This is a genomic window from Yersinia vastinensis, from assembly GCF_044905075.1.
GTDB classification, from domain to species: domain Bacteria; phylum Pseudomonadota; class Gammaproteobacteria; order Enterobacterales; family Enterobacteriaceae; genus Yersinia; species Yersinia vastinensis.
Genome location: NZ_CP173260.1, coordinates 2,700,163 through 2,725,346 on the forward strand (window position 1 = coordinate 2,700,163; position 25,184 = coordinate 2,725,346).

The window sequence follows — 25,184 nt, forward strand, 5'->3', positions numbered from 1 at the left end:
TGGGCGCAGCCAGCATCATAGTGCGAAGAAATAAACGGCTGATTAGCGAGAACGGTGCCCTGTTTCTCCCGTCAATTGAGTAATGAGTTGCGCCAAAATGCGAATGGCTTTTTCACTTTGCTCTGACCAAGCGAAGGAAGCATTCAGGCGAAAACAGTGATCAAATTGGCTGCCTGTCGTGAACATCCTGCCCGGTGCAATACTGACCCCCAGCGCCAATGCTCGCCGGTACAATTCACTGGCATTAAAAGGGGGTTCCAATTCCACCCATAAGAAATAGCCCCCTGCCGGGTGGCTAATTTTGACGTTTTTAGGAAAATGTTCCACCACCGTCTGACGCAATGCATTTAAGCGCTGTTCCATTATGCGGCGCAAACGGCGCAGATGGATATCATAACCCCCTTGGCTGAGGTAATCGGCAATAGCCAATTGTGTAGGAACACTGGCCGAGACGGTACTCATCAGTTGTAAATGCTGGATCCGCTGTGCATGCTCTCCCGCCGCTACCCACCCCACGCGAAACCCCGGTGCCAAACATTTAGAAAAAGACGAGCAGTGCAGAATTTGCCGATGTTGATCAAGTGCTTTTGCCGGCAGTGGTCGCTCGGCACCAAAATACAGCTCACCATAAACGTCGTCTTCGATCAGTGAAATATTATTCTGTTGCAGCAGCGCCACCAGCCGTTTTTTCTGCGGCCAAGACATCATACAGCCCAATGGATTCTGAAAATGTGTCATCAACCAGCAGGCTTTGATCGGGTACTGGCTAATCACCTGCTCAAGCGCATCTAGGTCTATCCCGTTTTGCGGGTGGGTGGTAATAGCAATGGCTTTTAAACGTAGACGCTCTATCGCCTGTAATGCGCCATAAAATGCAGGCGACTCGATAACCACCCAATCTCCAGGTTGTGTCACTGCCTGCAAACTGAGACTCAATGACTCCATCGCACCTGCGGTAATCACAATTTCCTCTGGCGAAACATTCATGCCACTGGCGGCATAACGCTGGGCAATATTGCGCCGTAAACTTTCATTGCCCGGAGGTAAGTTGGCCACAGAACTCTGCGGTGATATTTTGCGTGCGACACCGGCCAACGCCCGTGATAAACGCGGTTGCAACAATAGACTGGGGTCTGGAAATGCCGAACCAAAAGGCATAATTGCCGGATCTTTTCCGGCCTGTAACACATCAAAAATAAAGGTATTAATGTCTACCTGTTCATCCAAATGCAGTTTTTTACCCCGTTGTGGCTGAGGCAATTGGGTTGGACGAGAAGCAACATAATATCCCGACTGCGGACGCGCCACGATCCAGCCCTGACTTTCCAGTAACTGATAAGACTGCACCACAGTCATTAAACTTAAACCTGATTGTTTACAACTTTCCCGCAATGAGGGCAGTTTGTCACCTGCCTGCCAAACCTTGGACTGTATTTGCGCCCGGATTTGTTGCGCTAACTGTTCATATCGAGTCATAGGCCAACTGTTATAGGTAAGATTGATTTAATTGTCACTATTATAGCCACTTTAACTTATGGTTAACTATCTGCCAAGTTCACTCCCCGAAATAATCGCCAGTAATGACGCCAATAAGTCACGACTGTGCGCATGATTCATTTTATCGATTGATGAGGCAGTACCATGTTTGCAGCGAGGTCGCTATGTTTGGCTTAACCGCTCTTGAGTTGGCCAGAATCCAATTCGCTTTCACCATTTCATTCCATATCATCTTTCCTGCGATCACTATCGGACTCGCCAGTTTTTTGGCGGTACTGGAAGGGTTGTGGCTAAAAACCAAAAATGAGGATTACCGCAGTTTGTATCATTTCTGGTCAAAAATATTTGCCGTAAACTTTGGCATGGGTGTGGTTTCTGGTTTAGTTATGGCCTATCAATTTGGCACTAACTGGAGCTTTTTTTCTGAGTTTGCCGGTAGTATCACCGGCCCATTGTTAACCTACGAAGTCCTAACCGCCTTCTTCCTTGAGGCTGGTTTTTTGGGTGTCATGCTGTTTGGTTGGAATCGCGTCGGCCCCGGTTTACATTTCTTCGCCACCTGTATGGTGGCATTGGGCACCTTAATGTCGACCTTCTGGATTCTGGCCTCCAACAGTTGGATGCAGACGCCTCAAGGTTTCGACGTTATTAATGGGCAAGTTGTACCCGTTGACTGGCTAAAAGTGATCTTTAACCCCTCATTCCCTTACCGGCTGCTACACATGTCGACAGCTGCTTTTCTGGCCTCCGCATTTTTTGTCGGCGCTTCTGCCGCTTGGCATTTGCTGCGCAAGCGCGATACCCCTGCGATGCGAAAGATGCTCTCAATGGCGATGTGGATGGCTCTGATTGTTGCGCCACTTCAAGCGGCTATTGGTGATGCTCATGGGCTAAATACGCTGGAATATCAGCCGGCTAAAATTGCAGCCATTGAAGGTCATTGGGAAAATGAACCCGGCGAACCGACCCCGCTAATTCTGTTCGGCTGGCCGGATATGAAACAGGAGAAAACTCACTTTGCGCTGAAAATCCCCTACTTAGGAAGTCTAATCCTGACACACAGTCTGGATAAACAGATCCCAGCGCTGAAATCATTCCCACCGGAAGATCGCCCCAACTCAACCATTGTGTTCTGGTCTTTTCGCATCATGGTTGGATTGGGTATGTTAATGATTTTAGCTGGTTTTTGGAGCTTATGGCTGCGCTGGCGTGGCGGATTGTATCAATCTCGCCCCTTTCTCTATTTCGTTTTGTGGATGGGGCCATCAGGGCTGATTGCGATTCTAGCTGGCTGGTTTACCACCGAAGTGGGCCGCCAGCCCTGGATTGTCTATGGCCTCCAGCGCACCAGCGATGCCGTTTCATCTCATGGTGAAATACATATGAGCATCAGTTTGGTTATCTTCATCTTGGTCTATGGTTCGGTATTTGGTGTCGGTTACGCCTACATGATGCGACTCATTCGCAAAGGCCCAAAAACAGGAGCTTATTATGGGCATTGATCTGCCACTGATTTGGTTTGTCATTATCGTCTTTAGCACCATGATGTATGTGGTTATGGACGGTTTTGACTTAGGGATCGGGATTTTGTTTCCGCTGGTCAAAAATGGCCGTGACCGTGATCTCATGATGAACAGCGTTGCCCCGGTATGGGATGGCAACGAAACTTGGCTAGTGTTGGGGGGGGCCGCCCTCTTGGGGGCTTTCCCGTTAGCCTATGCTGTTATTTTGGATGCGCTGGCGATTCCACTTACTCTCATGCTGTTAGGCCTGATTTTTCGTGGCGTGGCATTTGAATTCCGTTTTAAAGCCACCCCGGAAAAACAGCATATCTGGGATAAAGCTTTTATTGGCGGTTCACTGGTTGCCACATTTACACAAGGAATGGTTGTTGGTGCCTTCATTCATGGATTCCCCGTCACAGGGCGCAGTTACAGTGGCGGAGCATTTGATTGGTTGACTCCCTTTGCTCTATTTTGTGGTTTAGGCCTTGTCACGGCTTACGCCTTATTGGGATGCACTTGGCTGATTATGAAAACCGAGGGTCATGTACAACAGATAATGCACAAACTGGCTACGCCACTCACTTTGCTGATGTTATTAATTATTGCGGTTATTAGTCTATGGACACCGCTGACACATCCACAAATTGCCGCACGTTGGTTCAGCTTGCCCAATCTGTTTTGGTTTTTGCCCGTGCCCATATTAGTGCTTTTCGCCAGCGGGTCATTGCTCCGTTCAGTCAATCAAGGCGGCCATTATGCTCCCTTCCTGCTGACCCTGCTTCTCGTGTTTTTGGGGTATAGCGGCTTGGGCATCAGTATTTGGCCTTACCTTATTCCACCATCAATTACCTTATGGCAGGCCGCAGCACCGCCACAAAGCCTGGGGTTTATGCTGGTTGGCGCGCTCTTTATTATTCCAATCATATTGGTTTACACCTTCTGGAGCTATTACGTCTTTCGAGGGAAAATCAATCACGAACAGGGTTATCACTGAATGATGAAATCACACTCGTCCTCCCAACCCCTAGAACAGGTAAAAGCACCTTGGTGGAAAAAATTCGGTTGGATGCTGCTTATCTGGTGCGCTAGTGTGCTGGCGTTATTGGCAGTCTCGATGCTGTTCCGTATGATGATGACTGCCGCCGGGATGAAGTCTCATTGACATCATCCCCATCAGCGTTCATTCGCGGCAAGGTCGCTACGCTTATTGGCTAAAGGAACTCCACTTTATGAAACGTTATCTCATCCCATTGGTTAATCAGATAGCTTTGCTGATGATACTGCTGGGAATGCTAGGGCTCGCTGGCATGACAATTTCGTCATGGATGGCACAAAGCATTCAGGGTAACGCACATGCCATTAATAAAGCAGGTTCGCTGCGCATGCAAAGCTACCGGTTACTTTCAATGGTGCCGTTGGATAATCGTGATCTGCCCTATTTGACGGCACTGGAGCAGGACAAGACCAGCAGTGATTTACAGCATGCCCTTCAGCGGGAAGGCTTAACCAGCCAGTACCAGCAAATTGAGCGCTACTGGCAAAACACGTTAAAACCGCAACTGTTGCAAGCCAAGCATCCCGATGATGTCTCCAACAGCGTGGCAGATTTTGTCCACCAGCTTGACGCGCTGGTACTCGCCATTGACCATAAAACCGAGCAGCGCCTCCTACTCGTCACCATGATTCAGTTAGTCTTTATCGTTCTGACATTGGGGCTCCTACTGGCAACTATTTACTATCTGCGCCGCCGTTTATTGCGTCCATGGCTGCAATTAATCTCAATGGCGAATGCGATTGGCCGTGGGGATTTCAGTAAGCGCTACACTCTTTCATATCAACGAGATGAAATGGGGATGTTGGGTACTGCACTGAATCGAATGTCGCAGGAGTTGTCATTAATTTACAGTGACTTGGAACAGCGTGTTGCCCAGAAAACAGCCGACTTACAACAAAAAAACCAAGTGTTGGCCTTTCTCTATCACAGTAGCCGTCAACTGCATACCCACCAGCCGCTGAGTGAACGTCTAGTGCCGGTTATTGAGCAATTACAAGCCCTGACGCCGTTGGAAAATGTGCAGATATGTTTGTATGAAAATCATCTCTATCGCGCCCATCTTGCTGATAATGCCGATGGAGAATATTTACCACCACAAAATCGCCCTACACCGCTAACCATTAGTGGTTCAACAACGGTAGTGAGCCACACCACCTCACGTGAATCGCTGAGTTGGAGTCTGAGTGATAAACTTGGCCAATATGGTTTGCTGCTGGCAAAGCTGCCATCAGATAACCCGCTTAATTCTGATCAACAGCAACTGGTGAATATGTTAGTTGAGCAGTTGACCAGTACTTTGGCGCTAGAAAGTCAGGCGCGGCATCAACAGCAATTACTACTGATGGAGGAACGCTCCGCTATCGCACGTGAGTTACATGACTCAATCGCCCAATCGCTCTCTTGCCTGAAGATACAAATCAGTTGTTTGCAAATGCAGGCCCCGGATTTGCCCGAACCCAGTAAGTTATTAGTGCAGCAAATGCGCGATGAACTGAATGTTGCTTATCGCGAGTTACGCGAATTGCTGACAACATTTCGTCTGAAATTGAATGCAGCCACATTGCAAGCGGCACTACAAACACTGGTCAACGAGTTCGGCGAGCGAGCCGGTGTGCCTATTACTTTCGATTTTAACTTAGCTTCAGGCGCCGTTCCCGACCACCAAGCAATTCATATGGTCAATATTGCTCGTGAGGCACTCAATAATATTTATAAGCACGCTCATGCCAGTAAAGCTGCTGTCAGCGTCACGGCGGAGGGTGGTGATATCGTTATGTCAATCATCGACAACGGTTGCGGGATCGGTCAGGCCAGTCAGCGGCCGAATCATTACGGCCTGATAATCATGCAAGATCGCGCCGCCAGCTTGCACGGCCAGTGCGATATTCGTCAGCGAGACGAAGGAGGGACGGAAGTCCGAGTGCGGTTTACGCCAGATAACGATGATCTTGACTGACGTTTTGACCCGGCCCATCACGTCATCTTTCTAAATTTGGTAGTCGATCACCACCTCATTGCTTGCTTCAGCCAACACTTTCTCTTTAATGTCATGCAGAGAAAGTGTTGGATTACAGAGCTGGATAAAGAACCAGATAAAGTTACGTTGTAACTGACCGCGTTTTAATCCCAACCAAACCGTGTTGGCATCAAAGAGATGTTCCGCATTCAGCCGTACCAGCCCTTTATCGCGATGCGCCTCATAGGACATATCAGCCAGAATCCCAACCCCCAGCCCCAATTCAACATAGGTTTTGATCACATCAGAATCTTGGGCACTGAGCGCAATATCAGGTATCAGACCTGCGTTTTTAAAGGCGTTGTCCAATCGGGAGCGCCCGGTGATACCTTGACGGTAAGTAATTAATGGCAAACGACTTAAGATTTCTAGCGTGATATTGGATTCTTGCGTTAATGGATGATTTTCCGGCACAACAATCGCGTGATGCCAGCGATAATATGGAAATGCAGCCACAGCCTCATCGCTCATCAATACTTCGGTAGCAATGCCAATATCAGCCTCACCGGATTGCAACATTGCGGCAATTTCTTGTGGATTCCCCTGACTGATGACTAACTTGACCTGCGGATACAGCAAGCGAAACTCTTTAATGACTCGGGGCAAGCTATAGCGCGCTTGAGTATGAGTCGTTGCTATGTGTAGCTGCCCACTATCATTGTTACTGAATACATCGGCTAATCGGCGAATCTGATTCGCATCATTTAACATGCGTTCCGCTACCGTCAGCAATTCTTTCCCCGGCTCAGTCATCCCTAACAGACGTTTACCACGCCGAATAAATATCTCAATGCCTAATTCTTCTTCCAGCTCTCGAATATGCCGGCTGACACCGGATTGCGAGGTAAATAAAGTATTTGCCACTTCAGTAAGGTTGTAATTGCAACGGGCCGATTCCCGAATAATTTTGAGTTGCTGGAAATTCACACTAACCCCCTTTTATCGTGTTTTGTTTGATGTATAGATTTACGGGGGACAAAGGTGACAAACAAATACAAAAAAGCCGCTGCTTATGTTTTTTTGTACTAAGCAAAGTGAATGATGGAGACCAGGCAATCGCTTTAAGGTGAAAAAACAAAAATAATATTATTTATCAAGTAAATAGGAGTTTATACGGTGTTATATATTTAGCTGAATTCAAAACATAAAAATGAAATTTGCTATATTTAATTACTTTTTAATATAGCACTTTGCCGTTAGACGCCATTTAGGGTCGATGATAAAATTGTCCAATTAAATTCACCTACAAAGACTTTTTCTCTTTCATATTCATGTCAGGGAGCGAGTTGATATTGTTGTTATTCAGTCTCTCGCGCCAAGGGAGACTGTTCGGGAGTTATTCATGCCGTTGGCTATTATTGCACTAACCATTGCTACATTTGGCATTGGCACCAGCGAGTTTGTCATTATGGGACTGTTGCCAGAAGTTGCCCATGATTTGGGGGTCAGTATCCCTAAAACCGGTATGCTGGTTTCTGTTTATGCCATGGGGGTGGTGGTCGGCGCTCCTTTATTGGCTATTGCGACGGCAAGAATTCCACGTAAATCCACGCTATTGGGCTTAATCGTCCTGTTTATTATCGGCAATGTTCTGTGTGCCTTGGCTGAAACCTATAACCTATTAATGGCTGCTCGTATTATTGCCGCTCTGTGCCACGGCACATTCTTTGGGTTGGCATCGGTAGTCGCCACCGATTTGGTTCAGCCCAATCGCCGTGCTCGGGCAATCGCATTGGTCTTTATGGGTGTCACGTTAGCGAACGTGTTGGGTGTGCCGCTGGGGACGGCAATCGGTCAGGCTTTCGGCTGGCGTGCGGCATTTTGGGGGGTTAGCGCTATCGGTATTGTTGCCATTATTGCCGTCATAGCGTGGCTACCAAGTCATATTCCAATGAAGAAAATCAGCCCAAAGTTAGAGTTCAAAACGCTGATGCAGAAGAAAGTGCAAACTGCCCTGCTGTTATCCGTATTAACCAATACCAGTCTCTTTACTGTTTTCACCTATATTGCTCCCTTATTGCGCGAAGTTACTCGTGTGTCTGAACACGGCGTGACAGTTGTACTGCTCATTCTTGGCGTTGGCTTGTCTATCGGGAGTGTTCTAGGGGGGCGATTAGGGGATAGAAATCTGGTAGGTTCGATGACGAGATTGATAGCCATATTAATCGCTATCCTGCTCGCTCTTCACTACACCATTGGTTTTTATTTACCGGCACTACTGACATTATTTATCTGGAGTATTGTCGCATTCGCTCTGTGCCCTATGCTGCAACTCTTGGTGGTGGATCAAGCCCGTGATGCTCCTAATTTGGCATCAACATTTAACCAGAGTGCTTTCAATCTGGGTAATGCTCTCGGCGCTTGGCTTGGCGGCACATTATTAGCCTTTGGTTTACATTTACAACAACTTCCATTGGCAGCTATGGCTGTGATGGCCGTAGCGTTGGTCACAATGTTACGCCTAAGAATGCATTTCCGACGCACTGCAATTGTCCAACCTATCAGCTAAATATCGCTTTCCTTACACTCTTCTCATGCAAATAATTATCATTAACATTGGTTGGTGATATAATTTACGGCCTTATAAGCCATAGATCCTACTGGCTGACGTAGCAAAAATAAAACACCATAAAAGTAATAAGGATAAACTGTGACCACAGAATCAACCGCAGCCAAACCCAAATACCGTCCCACACCTCCGCACTTGGTGCAGGTAAAAAAGATAGTAGACACCTCCCCCCATTTGCGTCGAATTACCTTCCATAGCCCTACATTAGAGAACTATCCGTCAAATTGCGCTGGAGCTCACTTAAAGGTCTTTCTACCTTTACCGAACCAAACACAGCCTGAATTACCGGTACTGGGAGAAAAAGGCCCGATATGGCCCGCAGCAGACATTCGTCCGGTTGTTCGCACCTACTCTGTTCGAGCAGTTCGCCCTGAACAAGGCGAGATTGATATTGAATTTGCTCTTCATGATCACAGTGGTCCAGCGGTGAATTTTGCCCGTCATGCTAAAGCTGGTGACTGGCTGGGCATCACCAATCCCGGTGGCCCAGAGACCATGTTACCCGCAGCCGCGTACAGCTATTTGGTAGGCGACCCCTCTTCACTCCCGGCTATTGCCGCGTTATTGGAAACACTGTCAGCCGATGCGCAAGGTCACGTCATTATTCGTGTGGATACTCCACAAGATGTGCTTGATCTGGTTAAACCTGCCGGTGTTGAACTGAGCTGGGTCATCGGGGGTACCGAAAAAACGGATGAAGTTATCACCCAATTCTGTGCATTGACGTTGCCGATGGAAGAAGCAACTTTCTGGCTAGCAGGTGAAGATAGATTGGTGGTCGTCTTACGTCGTTATCTGCGTCGCGAAAAAGGCTGTGAACGTCATCAACTTTATGCCGTTCCCTATTGGCGTGAAGGGTTGAATGAAGAAGATTATCATCACAAACGCCATGAAGTGATGGACAATATTGACGACTAGACTACATTAATATCTATAAAATCAATGGACATCACTTTGTTATGTCCATTTTCATCACTTTTTTTCTACTCTTCTCGGTTAAAACCTTGTAAATTTCCTGCGACAATTTCCTGTTATTTGTTAGTCTTAAGGCTACTTAGCCTACAATATGGCACTTAATTATCGTTAAATGGCTCTAATGCCTATTTAATGCAGTAAAGTTATTAGGAGCGCTCTCGAAATGAAGTCGCAAAACGATCCTGGCCGATCTAAATCCCGCCACCACGAATACTCTTTGATCTTGCCTATCGTTGCACTGGTTATCCTTAATATCTGGGGTGACACCAGTAATTTTGCCGCCGTTATTATCATCAACCTCATAGCGCTGGTCGGTATTCTGAGCAGTGCATTCAGTGTGGTTCGTCATGCCGATGTATTGGCACACCGCTTGGGTGAACCCTATGGCTCCTTAATTCTCAGCCTCTCCGTGGTAGTGCTTGAGGTCAGTTTGATCTCGGCGATGATGGCAACTGGCGATGCTGCCCCCGCATTAATGCGCGACACACTCTATTCTGTCATCATGATTGTTGTGGGTGGATTGGTTGGGGTGTCTTTGCTCCTTGGTGGCCGTAAATTTGCTACCCAGCATGTCAATTTGGTCGGTATCAAACAATATCTAATGGCCATCTTCCCACTGGCAATTATTGTATTGGTACTCCCAAGTACCCTACCCGGTGGGGATTTTGGGGTAGCGCAATCATTGGTTGTTGCCGCAATTTCGGCAGCGATGTATGGCGTATTCCTGCTTATCCAAACTAAAACACATCAAAGCCTGTTTGTTTACGAACATGAAGACGAAGGTGATGACCCTAGTGACCCTCACCACGGTAAACCATCTTCCCACAGTAGCCTGTGGCACACCTTCTGGTTGTTAATTCATTTGGTGGCAGTTATTGCGGTCACTAAATTTGATGCCAACCCACTCGAAGCGTTGTTGACAGAATTAAATGCGCCAGCGAAATTTACAGGTTTCTTGATAGCTTTACTTATCTTGTCACCGGAAGGTTTAGGGGCGTTGAAAGCGGTATTAGCCAATCAGGTACAGCGTGCGATGAACCTCTTTTTCGGTTCCGTGCTGGCGACAATTTCATTGACTGTTCCTGCGGTGACCTTAATTGCTGTGCTGACCGGGCAAGAGCTAACCTTTGGTCTGGAAGCACCTCATATTGTGGTGATGGTGAGTGTCTTGATTCTGTCGCAAATTTCATTCTCTACCGGCAGAACGAACGTCCTCAATGGCACCGCCCATCTGGCACTGTTTGCGGCTTATATGATGACAATTATGCTGTAGTGGTTAATACCTCAAAATAGCCTGAATAAGCAAAGGGCAAGCGTTTTGGCGCTTGCCCTTTTTTATCGGGTCATCTATTCATAATCTTAAGTTACGAATAGGCATTTAACGTGTGCTGACAGAGTGCAGAACGGACACAATCCTGTTTATCAAAGCGGATGATGCCAATCATCTCATCCTCAGCAAAGCGCTCTAACGCATCGCTAAGACCTGATTTTACGCCACGCGGAAGGTCGCATTGGGTAATATCGCCATTAACAATGACCGTGACGTTTTCACCAAGACGGGTCAGGAACATCTTCATCTGGCTGGCGGTTACATTTTGTGCCTCATCGAGGATCACCACCGCATTTTCAAAGGTACGCCCACGCATGTAGGCGAAAGGTGCAATTTCTACCTTGCCAATTTCCGGTCGTAGACAATATTGCAAGAAAGACGAACCAAGTCGGCGCAACAGAATGTCATACACCGGGCGGAAATAAGGCGCGAATTTCTCAGAGATATCACCAGGCAAGAAACCCAGATCCTCATCTGCCTGTAGAACAGGCCGCGTCACAATTATCCGATCAACTTCTTTGTGAATTAATGCTTCAGCAGCCTTGGCTGCGCTGATAAAGGTTTTACCGCATCCCGCTTCACCGGTAGCGAAGATGAGTAGTTTACTTTCTATGGCTGATAAGTAATGACCTTGAGCTTCCGTACGCGCCTGAATAACGGAGGTATCACGGCTATCCCGTGCCATACCTATTGATTCAACACCGCCCATTTGTACTAACGATGTCACGTTTTCTTCCTCACGCTGACGATGACTACGTGAATCACGTCTAATTACGCGTTTCGCTTCACGACGAGCTTTGATCACTGCTTTCTGTCTTCCCATAGTGGCACCTTTCAGTTTGATTCACCTACCGCAGCAGAAATTGCCTGCGCGATTATGTTTCACATACGGATGAGGTTTTGGCTTCCTTTGCAGCCAATAATAGCCAATGAAAAATGCGAGTAAGGTAAACTCTCAAATGAGCTGAGTAAAAACAGACATCGATTGAATACAGTATCGCAAGGGGAGTTATCACGTATTATTAATACTGGGAACAAGAACGCGGGTAACAAGAATATTGTTAATACAGAAATAGTCGGGATAGATAATGATTGTATTACTGGAATTTTAGAGTCGGATGGGAAGCCCTCGTTACAACGAGTTGCTTGAATGAAACTTTGGTCTTGTCTTAACAGCCCAATCATGGACTCTACCATTAGCGATCCCCGCAGTGATAAACAACAGCCTAAGCTGTGCACCGTGTGAAAAATACCGCCAGATGATTACAGTATAATGACACTCTTAAGTTTCGCGATACAAAAATGTAAAAAAATATAATTTATCTGTTTGCTCACTTTTCACTCTAATTATTTTTTACATCGCGCTATACTATTAAACCCCGTAATACTCCTCGAATTAAATCTCCAGTCTTATTTCACCTTTACTGCTTTTCTCTCTGTTTTAAGTAAAGGCGAAATTAAAAATGGCAAATAAATACAATAAGATAGAATTAATCATTATCACTAACGACTAATTCTTAAATCCTGCAAGCGCGCGTTCTGTTTACCTTGGCTATCAAAGTTATCCATAGCCAACCAATCATTAAAGGCCTGCTTAATTATTGGCCACTCGCGGTCCGTTATGGAATACCAATTAGTATCTCTATTACGCCCTTTGGTCACAATAGCCTGCCGGAATTGCCCTTCATATTGAAATCCGAATCGCGATGCTGCTTTGTTTGATGGTTCATTCAATGAGTCACACTTCCACTCACAGCGGCGATAGCCTAACTTGTCGAATACGTAATGCAGTAATAGATATATAGCTTCAGTTCCCGCTGAATGACGTTTTAAACGGGGTGACCAATTAACTGAGCCTATCTCGATAACACCATTATTTTCATCAATTCGTTGTAACCCCACAGTCCCTAAAGCAAAACCTGATTGCGCATCAACAACGGTATAGTGAAAGGCATCTTTAGCATTAATTAATGTTTGGAGATATTGATGGAAGTCAGCTTCACTTTCAGGTCGTTCACAATAAAAATAAGTCCAATCGCTTGTTTCTTTGACCATGTGATATGCCTGATATAAGCATGTTTCATGTTTATCGATATTAACTGGGGCCAGATAACAAAAATGCCCGGGCAGAATCTCCCGTTGAGGTCGTTGCGCTGATTGCCAATGCGCTAATTCTGCTCCGATAGTTTGTCCGAAATGGTTTTGTTTCATTGCATGCTCCCGTTATTGCGCAACTGCCAAAAATATCAATAATGAACATCCGCGCATTATCATCCAAGATAAGTCCTGTTAAATCATAGCAATATATAAAGCAGAAGTAATATACAAAACAGAATTTGGTGATATTGACTCTGTGAGGAACAACATAAGGTGAGAACTGAATACCCGCGTAGTTGCACATCGGGTATTCAGTAATGCTTTAACGATTATCCGCGTCGTAAATTGACGACGGGCGCAACAGAGGGGAGCTGTAACCCTTCTTTAACCTCTAATAGCTGCCCATGCTCATCGTTATACAACGTGAGGCAAGAACCCGCTTTTAATTGAGCAATCATGTCACCGGAAACATCCAAACTGTCGGCTAACTCATCATCATTAAGATGCGGCCGATGCCCGCGGCGCTCAACCTGAAAGCGCACTTGGTTATATTTGGCCCAAACAATCAGCACGATGGCATTGAATGCCGCAATTGCCGCATACAGTGCCAGAGTCGTTAGACCAGCCAGAATATACATTCTGAACGGGATCGGCCCCATATTTGGGGCTCGGTGGATCATATCCAAAAAGCCCTTCACGAACAGAAAGATAAAACCGAACCAAGCCAATGCAGTAATAATAATATCGATCCAGCGGGGGATCGCCCGTTGTTCGGTATGAATCAAAGGTGCACTCATGGTTTAACCCTCCCGATCCCGCGGTCTGGGCTAACCCAACGCGCACGTTTACGCTTGGTGTTGAGCATGACTTTGGGGAACGAAACCACTGTGGTGAACAAACTCAGCATCCAGTAAACCATTGGATACCAGATAATCCAGAACAGCGAACTCCCCAGGTTAGGCTCATAGCGCCGTTCAATCACCAAACTGATAGCAAACTGCAGCAGGCAAGTCAGCGCCAATACCATACCGGTAAAGGCTGGTGGGAAGACCGTCTGCACATGAATTCCCGGTGGTAAAGTAATCACCAAACCCAGCAGGAACAAAATGATACTAAACAGATAAGTAAATGCCCACGTGATAGACAGTGAATACTCAAGGAATAACAGCCACATCCGGCGATTACGCCAGCGCCACAGTTTGAACATATTCTTCAAGAAGACTTCTGCCCCACCCTGTGCCCAACGCAGACGCTGTTTCCATAACCCTCGTAAGGTTTCTGGCATCAAAATCCAGCACAAGCCGCGTGGCTCGAAGAACACCGACCAATGTCTTATCTGTAATTTCCAGCTGATATCAATATCTTCGGTAATCATGTCTGGGCTCCAGTAGCCCACATCAGCCAACGCCCTACGGCGAAAAGCGGCCACAACACCCGACACAGTGAAGACTTGACCATAGACTCGCTGAGTCCGTTTAATCAAGCCGATGATAGATGAGAACTCACCCACCTGAACGCGACCAATCAGTGTTGAACGTGTGCGAATACGCGGGTTACCGGTGACCGCACCGGTGCGAGGGTTCGCAATCAACGGGGCGACCAAGTACGGCACCGCATTCTTATCCAGCAAAGCATCGCCATCGATACAGACCAGATATTCACTACGTGCCGCAGCCGTACCCATACGAAGAGCTATCGCTTTGCCCTGATTATGCGCCAGATGAATAACACGTAAACGCGGGTCTTCAACCAACATTGCGTCCAGTATTTGTGCGGTATCATCACTGGAGCCGTCATTGATGGCGATAACTTCAATATTGGTATAGCTCTGCGCCAAAGCTGCGTGAATAGTTTCCCGTGCATTCAGCCCCTCGTTAAAGCAAGGGATCAAAATAGACACGAGTGGGTTCCCTTTCAGCTCCGGAGGCGGTACATCATCGCCCCACGGCCAATGTCTTTCCCGGCGTAGCCAGAAGTAGACGCCGCCTGTTATCCAAATACCGGACATAAAGAGTGGGTAGAAGAAAACAAAATTCAGCAGCACATCGCCGGTAAAGAGCAGGATCATTCCCGCAGGAATGCTCAGTACCAGGCATAGGATGAGTAACGCAATAATTCTATCGATCATATAAAGGATACCAAGCAGAAGATAGCACAGGGCGGACATCTTTTAGCGGTGGTTCGCCAGTGATAAAGTTATCCGGGTAGTAACCAAAATTTTGCGCGCCATTTAACTGCAACTGGCGCATCCATCCCGCCAGTATCGGGCCACTGATAGCATTGCTGCCTTCAGGTTTGGTCCAGTCCTTCGATTGCAGTTCAAATACAGTTTTATTGAGTGCGCCTGGGCGCTGCGCAACTTTATTAACCAATTCAGCAAGCCACTCGTTAGACTCTGATAGTGGCACCTTCTCCATTAATGGCATGGCCATTGGGGCAACCCAGTCATAGTTAGCCAAAAAATCATCAAGATTCTGGGCAAACCATGCTTCGCTTTCCGGTTCCAAAATCGGCATAGCAAATATATTGCGGGCTGACTTCACTTGCGGGCCACGGATATCTCGCACTTGGCGGGTCAATTCGTTGGTAAAATCGACCAAATATTTGCTCTTATAGCGAGTCCAACGCGCCATCATTTCTGGATTATTACGTATCTCGACAATCGACCCAGGGAAGCCCGCTTTTTCGTACGCACGAATAGCATCCGGTGATGCATCCTCGAAATCAGACATAACCGCATCGTCGTGATATAGAATCCCGTCAATCGGTGCGCTATATGCCATATCGCGGTAAATATCAATAATGCGCTGTCTAGCTTCCGGATTAAATGGTGATAGACGACGATATTGATCCGGATCGATGCTGGTTTTACCCGTTTTTGGATCAATACGTTGAATTCGTGGTAACGATGAGTCCATTTCAAATGCCAATACCGGCATCCAGGCATATACATCAACATCTGGGCGTGAAGCTAGCTGCCACGCCACTCGGTTAAACAGGTCTTGGCGCATCGGTATCCAGCGGTTAGGGAAATAAACCTGCCGAATATTGCCATCCCCTTTTGGATCAGAGAATGCCTGTAAAAACACGGTAGTCACACGTAAATCCGAAATACGCTGCACTAACTTATCGAGGTTTTCCTTTTCCTGCACCGGGTCTGGATCGTAGAGATAATCCAAATCCACATGCGCTACCCGCATGATGTCTTTTTCCTGTACGGAAGTGACTAACTGGGCAAAATCCTTTAAGGACGGATTATTACTGATCAGAATACGCGGGATATTCATCAGATCATTAACATTGCCAATACCCGGTTCCAGTGTCATTGCCATCTGGTAGCCGTGTTGACGCAATATATTGATAACAGTGCCATTTGGTGCACCGTAAGGCCAAACCCAAACTCGTGGCTGTTTACCCGTAGCTTGGGTAATCCGCTGAGTTATCAATGAAATATCTTTTTCCATCCGTTGCTTAAAAGCAGCTTCGGTTTCATATTTTTTGGTTTTAGGGTCATACATGAGATTGGCCGCTGCCGGTTCAGTATTCCCTTGCGGGTTGGCTATTACGCCATAATGTGAGGCGTAGGTGTGCGCACCAATTTCAATCAATTTTGATTTTGACATTTCACCGATCTGTTTCCAGGTTAGGAAACGATCCCGGTCAGTACTTAAACCACCAAAATCCACCTTTTTATTGGCCGGTGTATCAATCCACGTCCCAACCGGGGCTAACACCGCACTCAGATTATTAGCTTCTAATAATGGGTAAACGCGAGTGTAAAAACTGCTGTAACCATCATCAAAAGTAAGTAATACCGCCTTATCGGGTAAAGGTGCACCACCATTACGAGCCGCCAGAATTTGATCTACAGAAACCACGTTGTAGCGATTGTCCTTCAACCAAGCCAATTGTTCACTGAGTGCGCTGCTGCGTACCGAAAGATAACGCTGGTCTGCGGAATCATCTTCAACATCATGATAAGCAATAACCACAAAGGTATTCTTCTGCCACGGTCTTTCACTGAGTGGCAATGCGCGCTCGGCTGGGGGAACAAATACCGGCTTTTCTGCATAACAGACGGATGCGAGTAGCGTTATCATTCCAACTACAAGTATCCGAATAAAAAATAGTATCTTTGCCATGGAGCGTCCCTTAGAAACGGTAATTCAAATCGAAAGCGAGCGAGAGATCATGCTCACGGGTGCCATCATAGGGGCGCTTGTCGTAGGTAATGGCCACTCCAGTATCAACAACATCATTCCATTGGACCCGTTGCCCATAACTTGCCGTGGTGACTAGGCCATTTCCGTAGTTTTTCTCCCAATAGCCACCGACACCAAGCTGCACTTGCTGACTCCAGATTGTTTTATAATGACGATACATAATGTGATTTATCGTGACCGCAGGAAGGTAGGTAAAGTCACTTTTCGGGTTGTAATAAATCACGTCTTCTTTGGTGTTGGTGCTAGCAGCCAAACCCAGATTGAAATCTGCAGTTAGGTAAGGCCCAGTCCAGATGCGCTGACGCCCATTAAGCTCATATTCCCAACGTTTGTTGCCATCTGAAAAATCTGACGGTGTCACATTAAATTCGAGATCACGTCGGTCATCAGCCTTCCAGAACACAAAAGCTGAAGCACTATTGGCATAAATGTTGTTTTTTAATGCACGCAGTGGAGTATCTTTAGCCAACCTTTCAACTTGACCTCCGACTCGCCAATGGTCATTAAAATCATACCAAGTCGATAAACGTGCACCGGTTTTATTACCAAAACCGTAATTCTGATTATTTACCTCAGCCTCAACCCAATGGTCGCGAGAAGTCCACTCTCCGCCTAATCGCATAACACGGTTAATGCCGGTTCCTTCTTCAAATTGTGAATTGTTATAGCTGCCGCCGCCGAATACCCGCCAGTTGTCAGCAATAGGCGGACTATAAAGCAAAGTTTCAATACCGTAGTCTTTGTTGCCACTGATAGGGCTATTAGAAGAAATCGTTCGGTTGCCGGTTACCCGCAACTCATACATATTATGAACTTTACGTTGGCGGTCTAATTCCTGCGATGGAACATCTTCGGGCGAACGAGCGATCACATCATCCGTCAACAACTCCATCTGACGCCATTCTTGTAAATCCATCGCTGTTTCAGCCTGCGCACGTTCTAAAATCAGGCTACGAGGTGCCAATGATTCTACGGCCTTCAATTCTTGTTCAGATTTGCGCGGTAAATCTCTGGCCAGATAAACGCCAGCCAAGGCAACACGTAAATTCTGGTTAGCAGGTGCCGTACTGGATAATGTCTCCAGTTTTTTCTGTGCCGCAGGCAGATCATTGAGCGCCACCAGTGATTGCACCAATAGCGTCTGACCCTCCATCCAATCATCATTCGGCTCTTTCCCCGGCAAACCATAGACACCGACTTGATAAGGTGTTTGTTCGCTGTAGTTCTTAGCGAATTGATGTGCTTTATCTAATTGCTCGCTTTCATTTAGTGAGTAATAGAGATCATCAGCATCAAGCAAGTCATCACTGTTACGGAATGTTTTACCATCGGCATAATACAAACTGGTTAGGATCGGGGCTGCTTTTTCTGGCATCCGGCGGTCGATATAAGCAGAAGCCGCCCAACGACGGGCATAGTCAGGCATTTTGTAGCCTTCGGCTTCCATGGCCTCATATTCTTTAATCAACTCAGCAGTGTTGCGACGAACCAACAATGCGCCCAACCTATCAATACGCGCTCGTTGGTAATCGGACTGTGCTGCGGGATCTTTACTCCAGCGAGTCAACAAATCCTGATAATCCGCTAATGCCTGATCCGCGATATAAAAACGTTCAGTTTCACTGCGAGTCGGCAACACAGCCATACGCACTTGCTCTGCCGCAGCATCTCGCTCGAGTTGACGATATTGCTCTGCAGTCACTAATTTCGGGTTCTCTTTCGCAAGCTGTAACGCCGGATCAGCAATACGGTTTCGTTGCAAAATCTCAAGGTGGTTTTTTAACACTTCCTCAGATTCTGGTGCCAAACGCACCGCCTCACTCGAAGCCTGTAATGCATCATAATTACGATTGGTTGCTCGGTTCAGATAAGACAGAGTCATATAATTTTGCGCGGAAGGGTTGCGCTCGGCTAACTCTTTTGCCTGTTCTAACACAGCACCACCACGCCCTGAGTCAGCCTGCGTCATGATCATGCCGGTGATAAGGTCTGGGTTAGTAGGATCTTTCTTTAAGCTGCTTTGCCACAGCGCCAGTGCTTGATCCCAGCGTTTTTCATTGCGATAGGCACGCGCTGCAGAGGCTAACCCGCGCGAGGAGAGATTCATAGAAGAGTGATATCGTTCATAGACATCTATTACCTCCTGATCGCGCCCTGCCCAACCGGCTATTTGTAGCCAATCGTCAACTTGACTGCTATTAAGCGGCCTCGCTTTGGATTCTTTTTGTAAATAATCAAGAACCGGCGCGGTATCCCCAGATCTGGCTTGGATGATTAATGAATCATACTGTGTTTCTGCCAAAACTGGATTAACCGAAAGGCCGGAAATTAATAGCGCTAATATAGTAATTCTGTGCCGGTGCAACGGGCGCAGCAGTGTCGTAAATGCGTTATACATTATATAACCCTTAAGCCAGCAACTTGTTTGATGATCAAGAAAAGCTTCTTCACGAACATTCATTTTTCATTATGGAATTATGTTGAAATGACGTCCTTGGAATGTATTACAGCATGTTACATAGGATAGTTGAAAGAAAATACTATTGCCGAATTATTATAGAATATTGTTATTCCAGCGATTAATAGAGGTAAAAACGTGATATGGGCGTTAATTTAGATACGATTAAGAATATTCTTAGTCAAAAATTCTTCAAAAACACGAAAAATAAAGACTAAATATTTTTACTAAGGGAATGCTGCGATACAGTATCCTGCGAAGAGAAGATTCGATTTGGTTTTCAGGCTGTTTGAGAGAGGTTTTTGCTACTTGAAATTTTGAATATCTAAAAGATTCTTTATATTTACAATCACAAGAAAAAAGTCACTATTGGCAGAGTTAATTATCACTTCCGTTATAATAAAAAAATCAAATAGTACAAAATTGATTATCAACTACATAATGTCGATAACCACAACATTAAAACACTTTTCAACCTTAACCTTATATTTTATATGTGTATTTTATTGCTTATTTTAAAGTTATCTCTCTCTATTCTTGCAGTAATGGAATAGCCTCCATGACAAAATTGTGGAGTCTATTCCATAGATAACTTTAATTCGCTTAAAGTGACAAACCGTACGCAGCTTAATTACAGTGCAATAAATCACGGTCAAGTTTACTCAAAAACTCAAAACCGCTCTCAGTGATGAGAATCATATCCTCCAGCATAATCGAGCCAACCCCAATACCGTAATAAGGCGTTTCAAGGCTCAGTACCATCCCAGGGCGGAATGTTTCAGTTGCCACTGTGCTAACAAAAGGAGCCTCTTCCAGCCCCAGAAATACGCCATCGCCATGTCCCAAATGACCACGGTTATAATGTGGCAGACCTGATTTTTTAATAAAGTCCATTGTGGAGTCAAAAACATCTTTTAATTTCACGCCTGGGGCGACCATCGATAACATATGTTCATGCCCGGTTCTGATGGTGTCGTATATCTGCTGCGTTAGCTGGTCAGGTTTTCCAAGAACAAATGTACGGGCAAGGTCAGCTCCGTAGCCGGCTACATCCACCCCACAATCAAACTTAATTAAATCTCCTCGCTTCGCAGGTATTTCATCGGCGAACATTTTAGGTGAGAAATTATCACCTACAGAAATAAGATTGAAACGAGAGAAGTTTGTCGCTGGGTCACTCATCACCGCAGCTTTAAATGCCGCGGTCAATTCTGATGCCGTGCAACCTACACGGATATGTTTAACTGCGCTGGCAATACCGTATTCAGTGATTTCAGCACTTTTACGTAGGTGATTAATTTCCCAAGAACTTTTGATCATTCTTATTTCATTAAACAGTGGTGTCGAATCAACCAACTTTAATCCTGGTGCTACTTTGTCCAAAACGCCTTTACCACCGTTGGACATAGCATGTAATTCAATGGCAATTTTCTTATTCAATACACCAGCGTTATCAAGAGCGCTTTTGACTAAATTAAAAACAGCCTCAATAGGTGGACCAATTGGTCGCTCACTCTTTCTCTGATAATTAAGAGGATTACGCGGATCATCTACATCAACCCATACAGGGAAAGTCTTAAGCTCCATATTAGGCATGTCAAAGTGGGCACTGGCCGCCTCAAACTCATTCATGATTATCTGTGAAGGAATATTGGCATCGCGGAACATAATTGCGACAGCCGCACCGGTATGCCGGAAGGTATACATAAAGAAGCTGGCAAAGCCGGTGAGATAATAGAAATTATCACAAACGGTCACGACCAGAGCATCAAGCCCTTCTCGCTCCATAACCGCACGAGCTTTACGACTTACCGCGTCTAAATGGGCAATTTTTTCTTTATTCACCGACATATCCTTAAGACTTACTTTATCTGTAAGCCGAATCATATACCGGTTATGGGCGAGATTCTAACGGACAATCAAGGCAGCAACCTACACCTGGCAGTTTATTGCGTTGACAACAGGTACGACGTTCCATGCCACCATTGCGTGGAATAACAGTACGATAGAGAGGATTATTTCGCCCATCAGGGAGGTTAGGGGTGAGGAATAGGTTTGCAATAATATCCTCATAACCGTCAATAGTGCCCAGTTTATTCCTGAACTCACGCAGATACCAAAACATCAGATAACCGATGTTATTCCAAATTAAACGGGAGTTAGCTTTTGGCTGGCGAGCTATTTTCTGCATAACAGGAATAATATGATGATCGAGTAATAAATAGAGCCGCTCTAATAAAGATGATGGAGACTTATCCAACCAACGATGTTGGTAGTAAATAGCTTCAGGCCGCCCTGTAGCATGGAGCTTAACTCGAATTCTTTCTGGTCGAGTATCTATCGCCACGGGCAATGCCAGTAACATCAATATCATCGGAGGAACAACCAAACCAAAATACCACTGCCCCCATAGTGAGTGCAGAGCTTTATGATTTGGGTTTAGCTCACTATCACTGTAATAGTGCTTTTCGTAGGTTTGCATTAATCGTGGCAAACTATTCTCAGCCGACCACTGCTCTAGCCATAGGCTTTCTTGGGGAGTTTCAGTTGCATCGACATGAAACGATTCTGAAAAGTGTATGAATGTACGAGCAAACAAACTAGCGATTTCATCAGAAATCGCCGTTGTTGAAGGGTAAATCACTTCAGCTGCATTCGACACAATCCATACTCCACGAAACCGGTATGGAGACATTATTACACTCAGTGATAATGATTATCAATGAAGTTAATTAATAATTCTCAACAGCATCAAATGAGAAAGGTGTTGATTTGAGTAACAACATAAATTAATTGGATATATTCATAACCAATACTAACTCACAGTGTAATTAATCGACATAATACCCTTCTTCTCCGTCATCGATAGTACCGCCACTTCACCTAAAACCTGCAATGAACTGACATGAGTACCACCACAGGCATAAGCTGGCAACATTCCAAATCCGACTTCACGAAAGTCCCCCTGTACGGAAATTTTTCTCGGACAATCTTGGCGAATATAGTCATCCACCGCAGTTTGAACAATATCAATATTAATAGATTGAGGATTCTCTGTTCGCTTGAATGATACCCGTCCCTCCCCAGGCCAATGATGTGCTTTCACTGGGAGCCAACCATAAGCTTCACCAATATTACCGATAAGATGTCCGGCGGAGTGCATCCGCGTATTCAAGGAGCGACGTTCACTGTCAACACTGGCGTAATGACGCCCCAGTGCTATGGGGCTTTCCAGATAGTGAATTAACTGTCCCTGTTGCTGCACAACACGCAATACTCGATTATCCCCAATGTAACCTGTATCTGATGGCTGCCCACCGCCTTGCGGATGGAAAATAGTCGCTTGTAATATCACGGCAAACTGTTCGTTTTCAGGTGTACAGCTCAATACTTCAGCATGCATTGTAAGTGTGTCGTTATCAAAAAATACACGGGTTGTCATATTCATTATCCTTTTATCATTTCCATTATGATTATATTGCTGCCAATCTATCGTGATAATCCGTCACATATTCAAAGGACTGTTGCGCCATGAGCACAAATCTTTCGATAACATTACTCAGCGAAATGGCGACCTTCGTTAAAGTCGTAGAGACGGGTAGTTTCTCAGCTGTTGCCCGCCAATTAGGTGTTTCCCCCTCAGCAATCAGCCGCAGTGTCAGCAGGCTTGAGAAAGCGCTGGCAACCCGTTTATTGCAGCGAACTACCCGGAAATTACGTTTGAGTGAAAGTGGTGAGGAAGTTTTTAAACGCTGCCACGCCATGCTCAACGCGGCCAACTCTGTGATGGAAGTGAGTGGTCAATATAATCAAGAACCAGAGGGACTGATCCGTATCAGTGTGCCGAAAGCCGTCGGACGTTTTGTCATTCACCCTCATATTCCTGAATTCTTACGTCGTTACAGCAAAATAGATGTGCAACTGATATTAGAAGACCGATATGTTGATCTGATTGATGAAAATATAGATTTAGCCATTCGAATTACGGATCAACCCTCACCGGGTATGGTGGGGAGGCAGTTGATGAATATCGAACATCTTTTGTGTGCGACCCCTGAATATCTCGCAACTCATGGTGTGCCACAACATCCCCACGATTTAACTCAGCACAGCTGTATTTATCTGGGGGAAACCCCCGGAGATGCACGCTGGAAATTCCGCCAAGGGACTAAAACTGCTACGGTCACAGTGCGAGGTCGTTATTCAGCGAACCATACAGGCGTAAGATTGGATGCAGTATTGCAGAATATTGGTATTGGCAGTTTGCCCTTTTTTACTGCAAGAACGGCACTACAACAAGGATTGATGGTTCAAGTATTACCTGAGTGGCGCTTTATCAGTTCATATAGTGGCGGATTATGGCTTCTCTACCCCCCGACACGTTATTTACCTCCGAAGTTGCGTGTATTTATTGATCATATCGTCAAATGTTTACATGATGCGCCAACGCTGCCGCCCTGCTAAATCATACATTACGTCATCAGAACTTGAATATAGCGAGGCGGCAAATTTCCAATAGCACTTTTATTGCGGTTTTTTAGCCAGCAAAGTCGCAAACCGCAATTTTATCCGGTTACCTTCAGCATCGGTCTTATGCAACTGCCCGACATCTTCGTTGTATTTAATGATGTCCCAATTTTTATAGTATTGGCTTAGCTCACCGGATTTTAATGTAAAGGAGAAAGGCACAGTACATGGGAAGTCATCAGTCGACATAGCAGAAATAATCAGGTTATAACCACCGGGTAAAGTGCACTCTTGCATATTATTGATAATATGCGGGATTCTTTCTGGTTGCAGGAACATCAGCACCACAGTCGAAAGAATAAAATCGTAACGACTATCCAAGCTAGCTTCATTAATGTTGTAAGTGCTAGCTGTGATATTTTGCAGTTTTTCCTTGGCAATAATCTGCTGCAGGTTACTGATGCTATCGCCATTTTTATCCACTGCGGTGACATTAAAACCCAGTAAATTCAAGTACAATGAGTTACGTCCAGAACCACAACCTAAATCCAGTGCCTTGCCCGGCTTGACTGTTTTCACTGCTTCAATCACTTCAGAATGCGTCGGCGTTAAATTGTATTTTTTATGGTAGAAATCTTCTGCCGTACAATAAAAGCTGAGTTGGCATTGCAGATCATCTGAACAAGCAGCGATACGATGCCAAATTTGCGGCTCAATAAAAGGAGGTTGATGCTCACAAGAAAAAGAGTGTCTTTCCAGTGTATTACCCGCCTCATCAAGGATCAGAAAGTCCATTTCACCATTCAGAATGGTCAACTTGGCCCAAGTCCCGGCTTTAGTATTGTGCTTCTCACGAAACATTGTTGGCACGTCAACGCTGTTCCAGACCGGCAACTGTTTATAACAAAGCAGCTCAGATGTTTTTTCCATGCTGATATTCCTCAGATAGTTTAAAGATGCATTTAATATGCAACATATAATACAGCATTTAT

The 25,184-nt window shown here is 45.6% G+C and carries 20 protein-coding genes; 8 read left to right on the forward strand and 12 right to left on the reverse strand.

Annotation, left to right across the window (positions count from 1 at the left end; genetic code table 11):
- Nucleotides 1-42 precede the first annotated feature (42 nt).
- Nucleotides 43-1,476, reverse strand: a complete 1,434-nt coding sequence (locus tag ACIOG0_RS12600) for a PLP-dependent aminotransferase family protein (protein ID WP_128451004.1) — start codon at nucleotides 1,474-1,476, stop codon at nucleotides 43-45.
- A 185-nt stretch (nucleotides 1,477-1,661) separates the two neighbouring features.
- On the opposite strand from ACIOG0_RS12600, the gene ACIOG0_RS12605 reads away from it, so the two are divergent.
- The 4 genes from ACIOG0_RS12605 to narX all read left to right on the forward strand — a co-directional run bounded on the left by ACIOG0_RS12605 (nucleotide 1,662) and on the right by narX (nucleotide 6,013).
- Entirely contained in the window at nucleotides 1,662-2,999 is a 1,338-nt protein-coding gene (locus ACIOG0_RS12605) for a cytochrome ubiquinol oxidase subunit I (protein ID WP_128451005.1), read from the forward strand.
- Nucleotides 2,989-3,996, forward strand: a complete 1,008-nt coding sequence (gene cydB, locus ACIOG0_RS12610) for a cytochrome d ubiquinol oxidase subunit II (RefSeq protein WP_050098252.1) — start codon at nucleotides 2,989-2,991, stop codon at nucleotides 3,994-3,996. The genes ACIOG0_RS12605 and cydB overlap by 11 nt, the downstream gene beginning before the upstream one ends.
- Nucleotides 3,997-4,164, forward strand: coding sequence for a DUF2474 domain-containing protein (locus tag ACIOG0_RS12615; RefSeq protein ID WP_072086549.1), 168 nt, complete (start codon nucleotides 3,997-3,999; stop codon nucleotides 4,162-4,164).
- Between the two features lie 67 nt (nucleotides 4,165-4,231).
- Nucleotides 4,232-6,013 (forward strand): nitrate/nitrite two-component system sensor histidine kinase NarX, encoded by a 1,782-nt coding sequence (gene narX / locus ACIOG0_RS12620; protein WP_050098253.1) that lies wholly within the window; start codon nucleotides 4,232-4,234, stop codon nucleotides 6,011-6,013.
- Between the two features lie 30 nt (nucleotides 6,014-6,043).
- Here narX and cbl read toward each other — a convergent pair whose 3' ends face one another.
- Nucleotides 6,044-7,000 carry an HTH-type transcriptional regulator Cbl gene (gene cbl / locus ACIOG0_RS12625; protein ID WP_050098254.1) on the reverse strand — a complete coding sequence of 319 codons (957 nt, stop codon included), beginning with the start codon at nucleotides 6,998-7,000 and terminating at the stop codon, nucleotides 6,044-6,046.
- 415 nt (nucleotides 7,001-7,415) lie between these two features.
- On the opposite strand from cbl, the gene ACIOG0_RS12630 reads away from it, so the two are divergent.
- The 3 genes from ACIOG0_RS12630 (at nucleotide 7,416) to chaA (ending at nucleotide 10,890) form a co-directional block, all read left to right on the forward strand.
- On the forward strand, nucleotides 7,416-8,582 hold the full coding sequence (locus ACIOG0_RS12630; RefSeq protein WP_128451006.1) for an MFS transporter: 1,167 nt from the start codon (nucleotides 7,416-7,418) through the stop codon (nucleotides 8,580-8,582).
- Nucleotides 8,583-8,723: 141 nt separating this feature from the next.
- Complete coding sequence (locus tag ACIOG0_RS12635; protein WP_128451007.1) at nucleotides 8,724-9,560, forward strand: siderophore-interacting protein; 837 nt, start codon at nucleotides 8,724-8,726, stop codon at nucleotides 9,558-9,560.
- A 220-nt stretch (nucleotides 9,561-9,780) separates the two neighbouring features.
- On the forward strand, nucleotides 9,781-10,890 hold the full coding sequence (chaA, locus tag ACIOG0_RS12640) for a sodium-potassium/proton antiporter ChaA (protein WP_050098257.1): 1,110 nt from the start codon (nucleotides 9,781-9,783) through the stop codon (nucleotides 10,888-10,890).
- 91 nt (nucleotides 10,891-10,981) lie between these two features.
- On the opposite strand, the gene phoH is transcribed toward chaA, so the two are convergent.
- From phoH to ACIOG0_RS12685, 9 genes are all read right to left on the reverse strand, one after another.
- Nucleotides 10,982-11,770: a phosphate starvation-inducible protein PhoH gene (gene phoH / locus ACIOG0_RS12645; protein ID WP_032910125.1), complete on the reverse strand. Its 789-nt coding sequence runs from the start codon at nucleotides 11,768-11,770 to the stop codon at nucleotides 10,982-10,984.
- Nucleotides 11,771-12,450: 680 nt separating this feature from the next.
- The gene (locus tag ACIOG0_RS12650; RefSeq protein WP_050098259.1) at nucleotides 12,451-13,158 is read right to left on the reverse strand and encodes a GNAT family N-acetyltransferase; all 708 of its coding nucleotides are present in this window, start codon (nucleotides 13,156-13,158) and stop codon (nucleotides 12,451-12,453) included.
- A gap of 215 nt (nucleotides 13,159-13,373) precedes the next feature.
- Nucleotides 13,374-13,841, reverse strand: a complete 468-nt coding sequence (gene pgaD, locus ACIOG0_RS12655; protein ID WP_050098260.1) for a poly-beta-1,6-N-acetyl-D-glucosamine biosynthesis protein PgaD — start codon at nucleotides 13,839-13,841, stop codon at nucleotides 13,374-13,376.
- Nucleotides 13,838-15,172: a poly-beta-1,6-N-acetyl-D-glucosamine synthase gene (pgaC, locus tag ACIOG0_RS12660; protein WP_050098261.1), complete on the reverse strand. Its 1,335-nt coding sequence runs from the start codon at nucleotides 15,170-15,172 to the stop codon at nucleotides 13,838-13,840. The genes pgaD and pgaC overlap by 4 nt, the downstream gene beginning before the upstream one ends.
- Nucleotides 15,162-17,186 (reverse strand): poly-beta-1,6-N-acetyl-D-glucosamine N-deacetylase PgaB, encoded by a 2,025-nt coding sequence (pgaB, locus tag ACIOG0_RS12665; RefSeq protein ID WP_050098262.1) that lies wholly within the window; start codon nucleotides 17,184-17,186, stop codon nucleotides 15,162-15,164. The genes pgaC and pgaB overlap by 11 nt, the downstream gene beginning before the upstream one ends.
- A 10-nt stretch (nucleotides 17,187-17,196) precedes the next feature.
- A complete protein-coding gene (gene pgaA / locus ACIOG0_RS12670) occupies nucleotides 17,197-19,665 on the reverse strand; it encodes a poly-beta-1,6 N-acetyl-D-glucosamine export porin PgaA (protein ID WP_050140840.1) in 2,469 nt (822 codons plus the stop codon).
- A 687-nt stretch (nucleotides 19,666-20,352) separates the two neighbouring features.
- Entirely contained in the window at nucleotides 20,353-21,570 is a 1,218-nt protein-coding gene (locus ACIOG0_RS12675; protein ID WP_050140839.1) for a M24 family metallopeptidase, read from the reverse strand.
- A gap of 49 nt (nucleotides 21,571-21,619) precedes the next feature.
- Entirely contained in the window at nucleotides 21,620-22,387 is a 768-nt protein-coding gene (gene fhuF / locus ACIOG0_RS12680) for a siderophore-iron reductase FhuF (RefSeq protein ID WP_128451008.1), read from the reverse strand.
- A gap of 153 nt (nucleotides 22,388-22,540) precedes the next feature.
- The gene (locus tag ACIOG0_RS12685) at nucleotides 22,541-23,167 is read right to left on the reverse strand and encodes a serine-tRNA(Ala) deacylase AlaX (RefSeq protein WP_050296320.1); all 627 of its coding nucleotides are present in this window, start codon (nucleotides 23,165-23,167) and stop codon (nucleotides 22,541-22,543) included.
- An 89-nt stretch (nucleotides 23,168-23,256) separates the two neighbouring features.
- Here ACIOG0_RS12685 and ACIOG0_RS12690 point away from each other — a divergent pair, with 89 nt between their 5' ends.
- Nucleotides 23,257-24,189: a LysR family transcriptional regulator gene (locus tag ACIOG0_RS12690; RefSeq protein ID WP_128451009.1), complete on the forward strand. Its 933-nt coding sequence runs from the start codon at nucleotides 23,257-23,259 to the stop codon at nucleotides 24,187-24,189.
- A 60-nt stretch (nucleotides 24,190-24,249) separates the two neighbouring features.
- On the opposite strand, the gene tehB is transcribed toward ACIOG0_RS12690, so the two are convergent.
- On the reverse strand, nucleotides 24,250-25,122 hold the full coding sequence (tehB, locus tag ACIOG0_RS12695) for an SAM-dependent methyltransferase TehB (RefSeq protein ID WP_128451010.1): 873 nt from the start codon (nucleotides 25,120-25,122) through the stop codon (nucleotides 24,250-24,252).
- Nucleotides 25,123-25,184: the final 62 nt, after the last annotated feature.

Excerpts from the sequence above, each read along its gene's own strand:
- ACIOG0_RS12600 (WP_128451004.1), bottom strand. The coding sequence starts at position 1,476 with ATGACTCGATATGAACAGTTAGCGCAACAAATCCGGGCGCAAATACAG.
- ACIOG0_RS12605 (WP_128451005.1), top strand. The coding sequence starts at position 1,662 with ATGTTTGGCTTAACCGCTCTTGAGTTGGCCAGAATCCAATTCGCTTTC.
- cydB (WP_050098252.1), top strand. The coding sequence starts at position 2,989 with ATGGGCATTGATCTGCCACTGATTTGGTTTGTCATTATCGTCTTTAGC.
- ACIOG0_RS12615 (WP_072086549.1), top strand. The coding sequence starts at position 3,997 with ATGATGAAATCACACTCGTCCTCCCAACCCCTAGAACAGGTAAAAGCA.
- narX (WP_050098253.1), top strand. The coding sequence starts at position 4,232 with ATGAAACGTTATCTCATCCCATTGGTTAATCAGATAGCTTTGCTGATG.
- ACIOG0_RS12630 (WP_128451006.1), top strand. The coding sequence starts at position 7,416 with ATGCCGTTGGCTATTATTGCACTAACCATTGCTACATTTGGCATTGGC.
- chaA (WP_050098257.1), top strand. The coding sequence starts at position 9,781 with ATGAAGTCGCAAAACGATCCTGGCCGATCTAAATCCCGCCACCACGAA.
- phoH (WP_032910125.1), bottom strand. The coding sequence starts at position 11,770 with ATGGGAAGACAGAAAGCAGTGATCAAAGCTCGTCGTGAAGCGAAACGC.
- ACIOG0_RS12650 (WP_050098259.1), bottom strand. The coding sequence starts at position 13,158 with ATGAAACAAAACCATTTCGGACAAACTATCGGAGCAGAATTAGCGCAT.
- pgaD (WP_050098260.1), bottom strand. The coding sequence starts at position 13,841 with ATGAGTGCACCTTTGATTCATACCGAACAACGGGCGATCCCCCGCTGG.
- pgaC (WP_050098261.1), bottom strand. The coding sequence starts at position 15,172 with ATGATCGATAGAATTATTGCGTTACTCATCCTATGCCTGGTACTGAGC.
- pgaB (WP_050098262.1), bottom strand. The coding sequence starts at position 17,186 with ATGGCAAAGATACTATTTTTTATTCGGATACTTGTAGTTGGAATGATA.
- pgaA (WP_050140840.1), bottom strand. The coding sequence starts at position 19,665 with ATGTATAACGCATTTACGACACTGCTGCGCCCGTTGCACCGGCACAGA.
- ACIOG0_RS12685 (WP_050296320.1), bottom strand. The coding sequence starts at position 23,167 with ATGACAACCCGTGTATTTTTTGATAACGACACACTTACAATGCATGCT.
- ACIOG0_RS12690 (WP_128451009.1), top strand. The coding sequence starts at position 23,257 with ATGAGCACAAATCTTTCGATAACATTACTCAGCGAAATGGCGACCTTC.
- tehB (WP_128451010.1), bottom strand. The coding sequence starts at position 25,122 with ATGGAAAAAACATCTGAGCTGCTTTGTTATAAACAGTTGCCGGTCTGG.